This window comes from Kushneria pakistanensis, assembly GCF_014652795.1.
In the GTDB taxonomy this organism is placed as follows: Bacteria; Pseudomonadota; Gammaproteobacteria; order Pseudomonadales; family Halomonadaceae; genus Kushneria; species Kushneria pakistanensis.
The window spans coordinates 235,853-250,340 of the sequence record NZ_BMZM01000003.1; the positions used below are offsets into that span (position 1 = coordinate 235,853).

The following is a 14,488-nucleotide window of genomic DNA, read 5'->3' on the forward strand; positions in this document are numbered from 1 at the left end:
GGGACTTATACCATCACCGTCCGTAATCTGTCGACGTCATCTGCCGTACTCAGCGCCAGATCACCAATGCCAGGCCGATGCCGGCGGCCGCCAGCACGCTCCAGTGCTGCTGCATCGCCCACTGCGAGATGGGCTGCCAGGCCAGTGCTCCGGCGATCAGCACCAGCCCGATCCTGATGCGCCTTGCTCCCTTGCGCACGCCCGAGAAGGAGTGCTGAAGGGTGACGAAGGCCGCGGTCTGCTGCTCGCGGTGCTTGCGCTCGTTTTCGACCTGAGATAGTGCCTGGTGTGCCAGTACCGGGATCTGCGGTATGCGCTGGGCGAGATCCGGCGCCTGGCGCTTGAGCTCTTCCCAGAACCCCTTGGGGCCGGCGCGTTCATGCATCCAGCGCTCCAGAAAGGGCTTGGCGGTATGCCACAGATCAAGCTCGGGATACAGGGTGCGCCCCAGCCCCTCGATGTTCAGCAGGGTTTTCTGCAGCAGCACCAGCTGCGGCTGTACTTCCATGTGAAAGCGCTGCGCCGTCTGAAAAAGCCCCATCAATACCTGCCCAAAGGAGATGTCCTTGAGCGGCTTTTCAAGAATGGGCTCACAGACCGAGCGAATAGCGGCGGCAAATTCGTTGGCGCGGGTATGTTCACCGACCCAGCCGGACTCGATGTGGAGCATGGCCACTTCATAATAGTCCTGGCGGAAAAATGCGATGATGTTGCGCGCCAGATAATCCTGATCCTCGCGGGTCAGGCTGCCCACGATACCGCAGTCGATGGCAATGTAGCTGGGGTCGCGCGGGTTGCTGATATCAACGAAGATATTGCCCGGGTGCATGTCGGCATGAAAGAAGTTGTCGCGAAACACCTGGGTAAAAAAGATTTCCACACCCCGCTCGGCAAGCAGGCGCATATCAACGCCCTGTGCCTCGAGTGTGTCGATATCGGCGACCGGTACACCATTGACCCGCTCCTGGGTCATGACCCGCTTGCGGGTCAGCGGCCAGTAAATGGTCGGCACATGCAACAGCGGGGAGTGCTGAAAATTGCGCTTGAGCTGGGAGGTGTTGGCCGCCTCCTTTTGCAGATCAAGCTCATCAAAAAGGGTGGACTCATAATCCTTGACCACTTCCACCGGGCGCAGACGCCGCGCTTCCGGCCAGACCTTCAAAAGCACCCGGGCAAAGGTGTACAGCAGCGCCATGTCGTTGCGCATGACACTGTCGATGCCGGGGCGGATGACCTTGACCACCACTTCTTCGCCGGTATGCAGGCGCGCGGCATGGACCTGAGCGATGGAGGCCGAGGCCATCGAATCGGGCTCGAAATGATCAAAAAGTTCACCGACCGGCGCGCCCAGCTCCTCTTCGATGATGGTGCGCGCCGTGTCGCTGTGAAAGGGCGGTACCTGATCCTGCAGCCGCTTGAGCTCGACGGCGATATCCGGCGGCATCAGATCACGCCGGGTAGACAGCATCTGGCCGAACTTGATGAAAATGGGGCCCAGATCCTCCAGCGCCAGACGCAGGCGCTCACCGCGTGTTTTATTGCCCTTCGGGAACAGTCGAATGGGCGCGATGGCCATCAGAAAGCGGGCATAGCCGGGCAGGCGTTCGGCAGGAATCAGACTGTCGAGCCGATAACGGGTGACCACCCAGGCAATACGGATCAGGCGCCATAGCGTCATCAAGAGTGATGCCCTCGCAGACGACGGTTGAGCCGTTCAAGTCGGGCTTCAAGCCGGTCGGTCGCAATTTCAAGTTCGGTCAGGTGCTCGCGGGCCACGTCAAAGCGCGCGCGGCCGGCCAGCCACTGGCCTTCTTCGAGAATGTACTCACGCAGGTCCTGCTCAAGGCTTTTTGAAGAGTGCACGCCAAAGCGCCCCAGGCGTCGCAGCCCGGTCGCCAGACTATGGGCCGGTGCCTCGCCAAACCATTCGGCAAAGGCGCCTTCCCAGTTGATATCGAGATCCATCAGCAGTTCGCGTGCCTGCATCAAAAGCCCGAGCTGGCCACGCACCACCAGCTTGTGCTGGGTCATGAGTGACTGAATCGGCATGCCGCCCAGCAAAGCACCCAGCGTATCGGCATCGATTTCAATGGTCGTATCAGCATCCCGGTCCTCACCATCGGGCAGTGAGGCAAGTGTCAGGCCGTGGATGTGAAAGATGACCAGGACTTCAATCCGTGGGGCTTCCAGTCTCAGCAAAAGGCGCTGACCGGCCATGGCCGCCAGACGGGACGGCGCCGCCGGATCACGTGCCAGCAGGCGGTTGACGGTTTTTTCGATACCGGTCAGCAGCACGGGAGTTATGAAGGACATCAGCAGGACTGTCCTTGAGGTATGCGATGACAAAAAGTCATGAAATACACGTGTGTCATGCCATTAACCCTGTCGGGAAAGCGGCCCGACGGATGATGGCCAATGAAGGGCATCACCCGCACGGGACGTTCAGAACTTGATACCGCGGTGCAGTGCCACGACACCGCCGGTCATGTTGGTGTACTCGACGCGCTCAAGGCCTGCATTTTCCATCATGGCCTTGAGGGTCGGCTGATCGGGATGCATGCGGATCGATTCGGCCAGGTAACGGTAGGAGTCGGCATCGTTGGCCACCCATTTGCCAATGCGCGGCAGAACATGAAAGGAGTACTGATCATAGACCTTCTCAAAGACAGCATTGACCGGCTTTGAGAACTCCAGGATCAGCAGTCGGCCGCCCGGCTTGAGCACGCGTGTCATGGAAGCAATCGCTGCATCCTTGTCGGTGACGTTGCGAAGGCCAAAGGCAATGGTAATGCAGTCAAAGGTGTTATCGGGGAAGGGCAGTGCCTGGGCGTCGGCCTGCACGATTTCCACCTGAGCACCCACGCCACGATCAAGCAGCCGGTCACGTCCGACCTGCAGCATGGAGGCATTGATGTCGGCCAGTACCACTCGACCGGTAGGGCCCACACGCTCCACAAACTTCGCGGTCAGATCGCCGGTGCCGCCGGCAATGTCGAGCACGGCATGACCGCGGCGTACGCCCGAGCGTTCCAGCGCCACGCGCTTCCAGAAGCGATGAACGCCCATCGACATCAGGTCATTCATGACGTCATAGCGGCGCGCCACGCTATCGAAGACCTGCTCGACACGGCCGGCCTTCTCCTCGACAGGGACTTCCTCATAGCCGAAGTGCGTTGTCTGCTTGTCCATGGCGTTCCCCTGTCAGCGTTTGCAAATCATGTGTTCTGGTATCGTCAGTAGCGCTACCTGCCCTGGGGGCATCGGTGCATCGTCACTCCGGTCGGGAGGGTCGCGCTTGTCGAGAGCCATTGTAGCTTTCAGGACATCATTTGTCCTGACGGCCATACGGTCTTCGCTTATTGGCGCTGCAGCGGTATGCCCAGCGGCTCGCGTGAGGCATTGGCCTTCTTGAGCTCGTGAAGATAGTCATCCCACCACAGTTCGCGGTGTTCGATCATTTCCCAGAGATAGGCGTAGGTATAAAGGCCACTGTCGTGGCCATCATCAAAGTGCAGCTTGAGGGCGTAGTTGCCCACTGCCGTGATGTTTTTAAGACCGATATATTTCATGCCGGTCTGCAGCACTGCCTGCTCCGGGCTGTGGCCGCGGACCTCGGCCGAGGGGGAATACACTCGAAGCATTTCGGCACTGAGTCGAAAGCTTTGCTGTTCACCGTCAATATCATAGGTCAGCGCCAGCTCGCGACTGCGCTGGTGATAGTGGACGCCGGTGGGCATGGGGGCACTCATGGGATATCTCCATGATGTTGAGGAGTACCGGATGATGCGCCTTTGTCAAAAGGATGGGCATCATGCAAAAAAGCGGGCGGCCCATGAACGGGCCGCCCTCACAAGATACGCTGTTGGCGTTAAACGATAAAGATGCCTTAGAGGATGTAGCGCGACAGATCCTCGTCGCGGGCCAGTGCGCCCAGACGCTCATCGACATAGGGGCCATCGATGACCAGCGGACCTTTCATGTCACTGCCTTCAAAGAGCGCCTCTTCCAGCAGACGTTCCATCACCGTATGCAGGCGTCGCGCACCGATGTTTTCGGTGCCCTCGTTGACCTGCCAGGCGATCTGGGCGATGCGCTCGATGCCGTCATCGGTAAACTCGACGTCAAGGCCTTCGGTCTTCATCAACGCCTCGTACTGACGCGTCAGGGAAGCAGAAGGCTCGGTCAGGATGCGCTTGAACTCGTCCGGCGACAGGGCCGACAGCTCGACACGGATCGGCAGACGTCCCTGCAGCTCCGGAATCAGATCCGAGGGCTTGGAGAGGTGGAATGCGCCCGAGGCGATAAAGAGAATGTGATCGGTATGCACCATGCCGTGCTTGGTGGACACCGTCGACCCCTCGATCAGCGGCAGCAGGTCACGCTGCACACCTTCGCGGGAGACATCACCACCGCTGCCGGATTCGGCGCGCTTGGCCACCTTGTCGATCTCGTCAAGGAACACGATACCGTTTTGCTCGACGGCCTCGATGGCGCGGGCCTTGAGGTCTTCATCGTTGACCAGCCTGGAAGCCTCTTCATCACGTACCAGCTTGAGCGCTTCCTTCACGGTGATGCGACGCGTTTCCTTGTTCTGCTTGCCCATGCTGGAGAACATGCTGGACAGCTGATTGGCCATGTCTTCCATGCCCGGAGGGGCCTGAAAGTCCATGCCCTGACCGGCCGGTGACAGCTCGATGTCAATTTCCTTGTCATCGAGCTTGCCTTCGCGCAGCTGCTTGCGAAAGGTCTGACGCGTAGCGCTGTCACGGCTCTTGCCGCTGTCGTACTCACTGCCACGGGCAGGCGGCAGCAGGGCGTCAAGAATGCGCTCTTCGGCGGCATCATCAGCCTTGTGACCCACCTGCGACTTGGCCTGCTCACGGACCAGCTTGATGGCGGCTTCCACCAGGTCACGAATGATCGACTCCACATCGCGCCCGACATAACCGACTTCGGTGAACTTGGTCGCCTCGATCTTGATAAAGGGCGCGTTGGCAAGCTTGGCCAGACGGCGGGCGATTTCGGTCTTGCCCACACCGGTCGGGCCGATCATCAGAATGTTCTTGGGTGTGACCTCGGGGCGCAGCGTGTCATCGAGCTGCATGCGACGCCAGCGGTTACGCAGGGCAATGGCCACGGCGCGCTTGGCGTCGGCCTGACCGATGATGTATTGATCCAGCGCGTGCACGATCTCGCGCGGGGTCATGTGATTGCTGTTGGCGTTCTGAGAGGGCATGGAAGTCTCTGTCATGATCAGTCCAGTGATTCGAGCGTCACGTTGTGGTTGGTGTACACACAGATGTCTGCCGCAATCGCGAGGCTCTTTTCAGTGATTTCACGCGCTGAGAGGTCGGTGTTCTGTACCAGGGCACGTGCCGCGGCATTGGCAAACTGACCGCCCGAGCCGATGGTGATGATGCCGTGTTCCGGCTCCAGGACATCACCCGTACCCGTGATGATCAGTGAGGCATTGCGATCGGCCACGGCCAGCATCGCCTCGAGCTTGCGCAGGGCCCGGTCGGTGCGCCATTCCTTGGCAAGCTCCACGGCCGCCTTGGTCAGGTGGCCCTGATACTTCTCAAGCTGCGCTTCAAAGCGTTCAAACAGCGTAAAGGCATCGGCCGTACCGCCGGCAAAACCGGCCAGTACCTGGCCACGGTAAAAACGGCGGACCTTGCTGGCATTACCCTTCATGACCGTATTGCCCAGCGATACCTGACCGTCGCCACCCAGGGCGACCTGCTCGCCGCGGCGAACGGAAACAATCGTGGTCATCGGCGCTACTCCAATTCGTTGGTGACATGCACCTGGTGACTTGAACACAGACAGCGCCCGGAGCGCGTAAAGTCGTCTGCGTTTTGAAAACTTTCCCCTGAAGTGCGGGCTTTGATCCGCCAAATCAAGCCATGACCTGCAGGGAAATTGTCCTGAATGGGCCGTGCGGCCCCGTCATGGCCTGCTTTCGACCCTTTTCAGGGCGCAAAGAGCCACTCTGGCACATGAAAAAGGGCGCCTGTTGCATGGCAACAGGCGCCCTGATATCAGCAAACGCCGCGTCTCAGCGCTGCTGAATCTGCATCGGATCGATGCCGCGGGTCTGCATCAGTCCCTTGGCACGCGACAGCTCTCCGGCATCCCGATAGGGTCCGGCCTGGACGCGATACCAGGTCGTGTTGTCCGCCGTTTTGACCTGACTGACCTGGGTCACCAGGCCCAGATCACGCAGCTTGCCGGCCATGGTGTTGGCATCGCTTTGTGACTTGAACGACGCTGCCTGCAGCATATAACTGGGGCCTGAACTGCTGCTGGAACCGGAACTGCTGCTGCCCGAGCTGCTGCCTGAATTTGAAGAAGCCCGCTGACTCTTGTCGGCCGCTTCGTGGCGGGACGCCAGCTGCTGAATGGCGTCATTACTGCCGGCATTGCCTTTCGGCTCAGGCGCAGGTTCGGGCTTGCGCGCCGGGGCACTCTGCTGTGACGAGGCAGCCTTGTTACCGTCGGGATTGCTGACCGAGGCGCTACTGCTGCTGCCGGCGATACGGCGGGCATGCTGTTCCAGGACGGCGCCCTCGGTGCCCGGTCGCGGGGACGAGCTGTAGTCTTCCACGTTCGGTGCAATCACTTCCGACTCGGGCAGCAGGGTGTAGAACTCGAAGGTCGGCATCTGGCCTTCTTCGGCGTCCTGCGGTGACGACTCGCTTCCCTGCTGTTGATCGCCACCATCGGCGCGCTTTTTGGCAACCACGGCGGCCACCTGGTCGCGCTTGGGTGGTGCATCGTTGTGGAAGTACTGCGCAATGGCGAAGCCTGCAATGATGCCTACCAGCGCCCACAGCCAGCCGGGCACATGAAAGCCGTCGCCGCCACCGCCACGTTTGGCCTTGTTGCGTGATGTGGCGCCCTTGCTCGAGGGCGCACTCTTGTTCTGGCGCTGTGCCATTTACATCTCCCTGGGAGCCGAGACGCCAAGCAGGTCAAGCCCGTTGCGCATGACCTGGCGTACGGCCATGCCGAGCGCCAGCCTCGCGTTGCGCAGGTTGGCGTCATCGACCATGACCTTGACGGCGTTGTAACAGGTATGAAATTCGCTGGCGAGTTCCTGCAGATACAGGGCGATCTGCTGTGGCTCACGCTGCTCGGCGGCGCGGCGCACGGCCTCGGGCCAGCTGCCCAGACGGTTGATGAGATCGCGCTCGCGGGCATCTTCGAGCAGATGCAGTGACTCGCGTGCCAGACCTGCGTCAAAGGCCCAGCCGTTGTCGGCCGCCTTCGCCTCGACACTGCAGACGCGTGCGTGCGCGTACTGGGCGTAGTAGACGGGGTTGTCGCTGGACTGGGAGCGGGCCAGATCGATATCAAAGGTCATCTGCGAGGTCGCCGCGCGCGACACCAGGAAGTAGCGCGTGGCGTCACGGCCGACTTCGTCAATGAGATCGCGCAGGGTGACGTAGCTGCCGGCCCGCTTGGAAAGCTTGACCTCCTGACCCGAACGGGTGACCAGCACCATCTGGTGCAGGACATAGTCCGGCCAGCCCTGCGGGATATCGGCATCGAGTGCCTGAAGGCCTGCTCGGACGCGAGTCACCGTGGAGTGGTGATCGGCGCCCTGTTCGTTGATGACGGTGGTGAAACCGCGCTGCCACTTGTCCAGGTGATAGGCGACGTCAGGCAGGAAGTAGGTGTAACCGCCTTCGCGCTTTCGCATCACGCGGTCCTTGTCATCCCCGAAATCGGTCGTCTTGAGCCACAGGGCTCCGTCGGACTCATAGGTATGTCCGCCCTGAATCAGGCGCTCGACGGTCGCTTCGACCTTGCCGCTTTCATACAGTGAAGATTCCAGGAAAAAGACATCGAACCCGACGCCGAAGGCCTTGAGATCGAGATCCTGCTCATGGCGCAGCCAGGCCACCGCAAAGGCACGAATGGCGTCCATGTCGTCGGGGTTGGCTGCCGCCGTGACCTGACGGTCGTCCGCCGTGACGGTCTCGCCCTGCATGTAGGCACGCGCCACGTCCTGAATGTACTCGCCGCGATAGCCATCGGCCGGCCAGGCCGGATCGTTGGGCTCGATGCCCTTGATGCGGGCAGCGACCGACAGGGCCAGATTATCGATCTGGGCGCCGGCATCGTTGTAATAGAACTCGCGGGTGACACTGTAACCGTTGGCTTCCAGCAGACGACAGAGGCTGTCGCCCACTGCCGCGCCCCGGCCATGACCCACGTGCAGCGGGCCGGTCGGGTTGGCCGAGACAAACTCGACCTGCACCTTCTGACCGGCACCGTCATTGTTGCGGCCGAAGTCGTCACCGGCCTCAAGAATGTCGAACAGGACTTCACCGGCGGCGCTGGTGTTGACGAAGAAGTTGATGAAGCCGGGGCCGGCAATCTCGACACGCGAGACAGCGTTGGAAGCCGGCAGCGCTGCAATCAGGCGTTCCGCCAGATCACGCGGCTTCATGCCGGCAGGCTTGGCCAGCATCATGGCCAGATTGCTGGCGTAGTCGCCGTGGGCGCGGTCGCGCGCGGCATCGACACGGATGTCGGGCTGGGTGCCAACGGGCAGGGCGCCTTCGGCCTTGAGGGCTTCGAGCGCCGTATTGAGCAGTAGGGTAATCGTCTCTTTCATGCTGGCATCTATGGTCGTGGATGGCTGGCCCGACGCATTCGGCCAGGTCTTGAACTGTGCGCCCGGTGATAACGCGCTTGTGTTGACGCTGTCGACGTATCAAGCGGGACAGGCGCTTTGGCGCCCGCCATTATCGTTCAACCGTGGACAGTGTCAAAACCGGTATTGTGTCCGACATGTATCGAACATGTGTGGGCCCGCCCGGGTCGGCTCAGCACATCTCCTGCGGATCGATATCGATGCTGTAACGCAGGCGCCGGGCATCGGCCTGCTGCGACATCCATTCATCCAGCCAGGCGCTGGCTTCATGCAGGGCGCTGCGTTTGTCGGAACTCAACAGCAACTGGGCATGATAGCGGTTCTGACGTCGCTCCATCGGCGCCGGCACCGGGCCCAGACAGTGAACGGCCAGCCCCCGCTCGTTGAGCCACGCCCGCACGGCGTCACCGGCCTGGGTGAACAGCTCGATCACGGCTTCCATGCGCGCACTTTCACCGCGCATGAGTGCCATGAAGCGAAAGGGCGGCAGGCCCGCCAGACGGCGCTCGCTAAGAAGCTCCTCGGCCAGCGCGTCATAGCCTTCCTCGGCCAGCAGTCTCAGGCTCGGGTCCTCGGGGTGCAGGGTCTGGACCAGTACACGCCCCGGGTGCTGCGCGCGTCCGGCCCGGCCGGCGACCTGGGTCAGCAGCTGCGCGGAGTGCTCGAGTGCGCGAAAGTCGGCGCTGTAGAGGCCCCCATCGGCATTGACCACCACAACCAGTGTCACATGGGGGAAGTGATGACCCTTGGCCAGCATCTGGGTGCCCACCAGCAGACAGCATGCGCCCTTGTGAATCTCGGTGAGCGTCTTCTCCAGGGCGTCGCGCCGACGGGTAGTGTCGCGGTCAATACGCAGGATACGGGTATCGCTGAAGGCCTCCTGCAGGGCCTCTTCGGTGCGCTCGGTCCCGGCGCCCTGGGGCCTTAAATCGGCACTGCCACATTTGGGACAGGCATCCGGCACGCCACGCTGCTGCTCGCAGTGATGGCAGATCAGACGGTGCGGGTCACGGTGCAGGGTCATGCGGGCATCGCACTGCGGGCATTCGGCCAGCCAGCCGCACTGGTGACAGGTCAGCGTGGGTGCAAAGCCGCGGCGGTTGACGAACACCAGCACCTGACGCCCGGCCTGGAGATGCTCCTTGATGGCCGTCAGCGCCTGTGGCCCCAGCCCGCCGCGCTGCGGCTTGCCGCGCAGATCCACCAGCGACAGGATGGCTGGTGCCGCGTTGCCGGCCCGGGTATTGAGCCGCAGATGGCGGTAATGGCCGTCACGTGCGCGTGAAAGACTCTCAAGCGATGGCGTGGCGCTGCCCAGCACGATGGGAATGCCATGATGCCGGGCGCGAACGATGGCCAGATCGCGGGCGTGGTAGCGCAGGCTGTCCTGCTGCTTGAAGGAACCGTCATGCTCCTCATCCACAATGATGACACCGGGGCGTGCCATGGGCGTAAAGACCGCCGAGCGAGTGCCGATCAGTACGGCGGCGCGTCCCGAGCGTGCGGCTTCCCAGCTGTCCAGGCGTTCGCTGTCGTTGAGTCCGGAGTGCAGGGTGATGACCGGTGCGTTGAAGCGTTTTCGAAAGCGTGACAGCGTCTGCGGGGTCAGGCCGATCTCCGGCACCAGCACCAGTGCCTGGCGTCCGCGATCCAGCACGGCCTCGATCAACTGCAGATAGACCTCGGTCTTGCCGCTGCCGGTGACGCCATGGAGAAGCGATACCTGGAACCGGTCCATGTCCTGATGAAGCTCGGCCAGCACAGCAGCCTGTTCGCGGTTGAGCGGCAGCGTAGGCTCGGCCAGCGTTCTGGCCGAGCGCTCGCTGGCGGGAGCGGCCACGCTCTCCTCGCGGCAATCGATCAGCTGCTTGTCTCGCAGCGCATTAAGCTGGGCTCGATTGAACCCCAGGGCGGCGATTGCCGGCGTCACCAGTCCGCGCGGGTGCTGGGCAATGGCGGCCAGAAGCTCGGCCTGACGCGGCGCACGCGCCAGGGCATCGCCCGGTGTGTGGCCCCGCTCGGTAATAAACCAGCGTGCCTGGGAGCGGGCTTCCAGCGGCCGCCCCTGGCGCAGCAGGGTCGGCATGGCGCTGCTGATGGTCTCGCCCAGCGAGTGCTGGTAATAGCGTGCGGCAAACCGGCACAGCCACAGCCAGTCCCCGGGCAGGGGGCTGCGATCAATTAGGGTTTCGATGCGCCGCAGACGATCAACGGGCACATCGCTGTGGCCGCGAACCTCGACTACCACACCAATCACCGACCGCCGTCCGAAGGGAACACGCACGCGCACGCCGGCCACCCAGCCGTCATCGGGCGCATCTCGATCGGGCAGGTAATCAAACACTCGCTTGAGCGGCGAGGGCACGGCCACCGCCAGGATCACGCGTTCAGGTCCAGGCGTGGACACGATCGACTTGCTCCAGAGGTATAGAGGAATATCAGGCCCGCATTTTAAGGGTGATATCGCGGGCCGCGGCAGGGTAGCACGTTCTGCAGGCCGTTCGTGACGGCGATCCTCAAGTGTATTCCTGTAGTGCCCTTGTACCCTTGCGCGGCCGGGGCTGTCAGCTTGTAGGCAGGGGGCTTTTTCGTTACGCTGCGCCGGATTGATAGTTGATTTTCAATCGGATAACAGACATGTCCCAGGACAAAAGACAGGCAGCACTGGATTATCACGCCGACCCGATTCCGGGGAAGCTGAGCATCGAAATTACCAAGCCCACGACCTCTTCAAGACATCTTGCCATGGCCTACAGCCCGGGCGTGGCCGAGCCGGTGCGTGAGATCGCCCGTGATCCGGAAACTGCCTATCGCTATACCGGCAAGGGCAATCTGGTCGCGGTCATTTCCAACGGCAGCGCCATTCTGGGCCTTGGAAATCTGGGCGCACTGGCCAGCAAGCCGGTCATGGAAGGCAAGGGTGTGCTGTTCAAGCGCTTTGCCGGCATCAATGCCATCGACATCGAAGTCGATACGGCAGACCCCAGCGCCTTTATCGACACCGTGGCCAATATTGCCCTGACCTGGGGCGGCATCAATCTGGAAGACATCAAGGCGCCCGAGTGCTTCCGGATCGAGCGTGAGCTCAAGGCGCGCTGCGATATTCCGGTCTTTCATGATGACCAGCACGGTACGGCCATTGTCACCGCGGCGGGCCTGCTCAACGCCCTCGACATCGCCGGCAAGACGCTGGAAGACGCCCGCATCGTCTGTCTGGGCGCCGGATCGGCGGCCATTGCCTGCATGGACCTGCTGATCGCCTGTGGTGCTACGCGTGACAACATCCGCATGCTCGACAGCAAGGGCGTCATTCACGATGGTCGTGATGATCTCAACGAGTTCAAGGCACGCTACGCGGCCACTACCGAACAGCGCAGTCTGGATGATGCCATTGATGGCGCCGATGTCTTTATCGGGCTGTCCGGTCCTGATCTGTTTGCCGCCGAGCAGCTCAAAAGGATGGCGGCCAACCCGGTGGTGTTTGCCTGCTCCAACCCGGACCCGGAGATTCATCCCGACACCGCGCATGCGACCCGCGATGATGTGATCATGGCGACCGGTCGCTCGGACTATCCCAACCAGGTCAACAACGTGCTGGGCTTCCCCTTCATTTTCCGCGGCGCACTGGACGTACGCGCCCGCGACATCAATGAAGAGATGAAGGTCGCGGCCGTCCACGCCCTCAAGGACCTTGCCCGCGAGCCGGTCACCCATGAAGTGCTGGAAGCCTACGAGCTCGAGTCGCTCGAGTTCGGGCGCGGCTACATCATCCCCACGCCGATGGACTCGCGTCTGCTGGATCGGGTCTCCTCGGCCGTAGCCCGCGCTGCGGTGGATTCCGGTGTGGCCACGAAGGCCTATCCGTCCCACTATCCGCTGACCAGCGTCGAAGACGTGTACGGCAGCTGATCGCTTAACGCAGGCAACACGAAAAACCCCGCCACCCAAAAGGGTGGCGGGGTTTTTTCATGCCGGCCGGACCGTATCAGAAGTTGTAGACCACCGAGACTGCGGTGGTGGTATCGGTCTTGTGCTCGGCGTCTTCCGGCGGATCGTCGTTGAAATCGACATCGTAGGCCAGGCGCATCGCCAGGGCGTCGTTGATGGCGACCGTCAGTGAGGTCTGCGAGCGCATGATGAGGTTGAGCCCGGTGGCCTCCAGTACCAGATCCTGCCCGAAGGTCGCCGTGTCCGAGACGTGCCAGCGATAGTTCAGTCCGCTATAGGCCAGCGCACGATACTTCTCGCCGCCATCGGTATAGCTGTCGCGACGCACGCCGGGACCTGCCTCCACCGACAATGACTGTGGTGGTCCACTGAGCAGCTGGCGGCCATAACCGCCGGCCAGGGTGCTCTGGGAGTTGTAGCCGGCAAAGCGGTCCTTGCGCCAGCGTGCCAGCCCGAAGAGATAGTTCTCATCGCTCAGGTTGTAGCGGGTACGTCCGCCGAGATTATAGTTCTCGGCCGAGGTTTCGTTGTCATCACTGGCGCTATTGATGGCGCCATAGAGATTCCATGACCAGGGACCGTCATACCAGGTCAGGTTGGTGCTGGTGCGCAGACTCGAGCTGTTGCTGTTGCCTGACAGTTTCGTGTAGCCCAGCGAATACTCCCCATCAAAGTAATCCTCGGCCTGACTGGCACTTTCAAGCGTTGAATAATTGGCAAAGTTTTCATTGTCGGCCGCCAGACTCTGGCCGGCCGACAGCAACCCGGCCAGCAGCGGCAGGGCAGGAACAAAAAAACGTAGATGGCGTGAACCCATGATGACGAAAATCTCTTGAATCAAGTGCGCTGCAGGGCAGCTGTAGTGGTCATGGCCTGTGTGGTGCTATTGGCAGCGCCCCATGACGCTGGCGCTGCGCGACAGCAGTGTGCCTACAAGGCCTGTGGGCCACACAGGGATTAGGGTCATGTTTTGTGAGGATCGATATCTTCGTGGGCGAGAACGTTGAAAGGCGTTAGAAGTTGTAAACCACCGAGGCCGCCGTGGTGCGATCGGTGTTGGCATCTGCCTCATGGGGCGGATTGCTGTTGCTTTTGATGTCGTGGGACACGCGAAGCGCAAGGCTTGCGTTAATGGCCACTGAAATGGCCGAGTAGGAACGAAGCGTCACGTTGTCATCGGCCCCTTCGACGGAAAACTGCTGGATGAAACTGGCCGTATCCGACAGGGACAGGGCGTAGTCGGCAGCCAGATAGCCGAGCAACATGTGTCGGTTGCCGCCGTTTTCATAGTCGTCATAGCGATAGCCCGGGCCTGCCTCCAGCGACAGGGCCTGAAGGTCGGTATCGAAGATCTGACGGCCATAGCCGGTAATGGCCGTGAACTGATTGTCGTAGCCCGAGAAGCGCTCCTTTTCATAGCGTGCCAGCCCAAAAAGGTAGTTGGGGGAGTCGCCCAGCGAGTAGCGTTCACGCTGACTGAGCAGATACTGCTCGGCAGTGGTGTTTTCGCTGTCACTGACGTTTTTGACTTCGGCGCGGGTGGTATGTGTCCAGGCCTGGTCATACCAGGTAATACGACCCTTGCCCAGCAGCGTCTCGGTGTTGGTGTTGCCGGACAGCGCCGTATAGCCCAGTTCGATGGCGCCCGAAAAGGGCACGGCATCATCGCTGGGCGGCGGCGGGGCATAGAACAGCGAATCGGCGGCGTACGCACTGCTTTGCCAGCAGGCGAGCACGGTCAGCACGAAAAGACCGACACATCGGCGCAGGGCCGGTGACGAGCAGGGCATGGTCACCGAGGCGGACGCGGTTGAAGCAGGGGTGTCGTTGCAGGCGTGGCTGGATGGGCTCTTGGTCATGAAATTTCACTGCGGT

At 61.6% G+C, this 14,488-nt stretch carries 12 protein-coding genes; 1 reads left to right on the plus strand and 11 read right to left on the minus strand.

Going from position 1 to position 14,488, the window contains the following annotated elements:
* Positions 1 to 49: 49 nt before the first annotated feature.
* From ubiB to IE123_RS11590, 9 genes are all read right to left on the minus strand, one after another.
* The gene (ubiB, locus tag IE123_RS11550) at positions 50 to 1,678 is read right to left on the minus strand and encodes a ubiquinone biosynthesis regulatory protein kinase UbiB (protein ID WP_189518357.1); all 1,629 of its coding nucleotides are present in this window, start codon (positions 1,676 to 1,678) and stop codon (positions 50 to 52) included.
* Complete coding sequence (locus IE123_RS11555; protein ID WP_189518359.1) at positions 1,678 to 2,313, minus strand: ubiquinone biosynthesis accessory factor UbiJ; 636 nt, start codon at positions 2,311 to 2,313, stop codon at positions 1,678 to 1,680. The genes ubiB and IE123_RS11555 overlap by 1 nt, the downstream gene beginning before the upstream one ends.
* 129 nt (positions 2,314 to 2,442) lie before the next feature.
* Positions 2,443 to 3,189 (minus strand): bifunctional demethylmenaquinone methyltransferase/2-methoxy-6-polyprenyl-1,4-benzoquinol methylase UbiE, encoded by a 747-nt coding sequence (gene ubiE / locus IE123_RS11560; RefSeq protein WP_189518360.1) that lies wholly within the window; start codon positions 3,187 to 3,189, stop codon positions 2,443 to 2,445.
* A gap of 167 nt (positions 3,190 to 3,356) precedes the next feature.
* Entirely contained in the window at positions 3,357 to 3,749 is a 393-nt protein-coding gene (locus IE123_RS11565) for a gamma-butyrobetaine hydroxylase family protein (protein ID WP_189518361.1), read from the minus strand.
* A gap of 137 nt (positions 3,750 to 3,886) precedes the next feature.
* A complete protein-coding gene (gene hslU / locus IE123_RS11570; protein ID WP_229819723.1) occupies positions 3,887 to 5,251 on the minus strand; it encodes an ATP-dependent protease ATPase subunit HslU in 1,365 nt (454 codons plus the stop codon).
* 2 nt (positions 5,252 to 5,253) lie between these two features.
* A complete protein-coding gene (gene hslV / locus IE123_RS11575; protein ID WP_189518363.1) occupies positions 5,254 to 5,775 on the minus strand; it encodes an ATP-dependent protease subunit HslV in 522 nt (173 codons plus the stop codon).
* 283 nt (positions 5,776 to 6,058) lie between these two features.
* Positions 6,059 to 6,940 carry an SPOR domain-containing protein gene (locus IE123_RS11580; protein WP_189518365.1) on the minus strand — a complete coding sequence of 294 codons (882 nt, stop codon included), beginning with the start codon at positions 6,938 to 6,940 and terminating at the stop codon, positions 6,059 to 6,061.
* Positions 6,941 to 8,626 carry an arginine--tRNA ligase gene (gene argS, locus IE123_RS11585; RefSeq protein ID WP_189518367.1) on the minus strand — a complete coding sequence of 562 codons (1,686 nt, stop codon included), beginning with the start codon at positions 8,624 to 8,626 and terminating at the stop codon, positions 6,941 to 6,943.
* A gap of 211 nt (positions 8,627 to 8,837) precedes the next feature.
* On the minus strand, positions 8,838 to 11,072 hold the full coding sequence (locus tag IE123_RS11590) for a primosomal protein N' (RefSeq protein ID WP_189518369.1): 2,235 nt from the start codon (positions 11,070 to 11,072) through the stop codon (positions 8,838 to 8,840).
* A 230-nt stretch (positions 11,073 to 11,302) separates the two neighbouring features.
* On the opposite strand from IE123_RS11590, the gene IE123_RS11595 reads away from it, so the two are divergent.
* On the plus strand, positions 11,303 to 12,574 hold the full coding sequence (locus tag IE123_RS11595; protein WP_189518371.1) for a malic enzyme-like NAD(P)-binding protein: 1,272 nt from the start codon (positions 11,303 to 11,305) through the stop codon (positions 12,572 to 12,574).
* A 76-nt stretch (positions 12,575 to 12,650) separates the two neighbouring features.
* Here IE123_RS11595 and IE123_RS11600 read toward each other — a convergent pair whose 3' ends face one another.
* Positions 12,651 to 13,454 (minus strand): DUF481 domain-containing protein, encoded by an 804-nt coding sequence (locus tag IE123_RS11600; RefSeq protein WP_189518373.1) that lies wholly within the window; start codon positions 13,452 to 13,454, stop codon positions 12,651 to 12,653.
* A gap of 172 nt (positions 13,455 to 13,626) precedes the next feature.
* Positions 13,627 to 14,472, minus strand: coding sequence for a DUF481 domain-containing protein (locus IE123_RS11605; RefSeq protein ID WP_308430221.1), 846 nt, complete (start codon positions 14,470 to 14,472; stop codon positions 13,627 to 13,629).
* Positions 14,473 to 14,488: the final 16 nt, after the last annotated feature.